Here is a 278-nt window from a genome sequence, read left to right on the forward strand (position 1 = left end):
GTCGTCATGATGTCGAACTTCCAGCCCTGCTTGCGGCAGATCGCCAGCGCGCGCGGGATGTTGGGCTGTTCCATGTAGCCGAAGGTCAGCGTCACCCGCATGAACAGCTCGTTGACCGTCTCCATCTTGACGCGCTCGCTGTCGGGCACCACCGGCTGGGGGGCGGTCACCACGGAAAGGATAACGTTCTGCTCGTGCAGAACCTTGTAGTGCTTCAGGCTGTGCATCAAGGCGGTCGGCGCGCTGAGCGGATCGCTGGTCAGGAACACCGCGGTGCC

The 278-nt window shown here is 63.3% G+C and carries 1 protein-coding gene; it reads right to left on the bottom strand.

The features are described from left to right. Window positions 1-278: KUP/HAK/KT family potassium transporter (locus tag O7A60_RS31905; protein WP_337109615.1), on the bottom strand; the 278-nt coding region annotated here is incomplete at both ends.

This window comes from Mesorhizobium salmacidum (SeqCode) (genome assembly GCF_037179605.1).
Taxonomy (GTDB): domain Bacteria; phylum Pseudomonadota; class Alphaproteobacteria; order Rhizobiales; family Rhizobiaceae; genus Mesorhizobium; species Mesorhizobium salmacidum.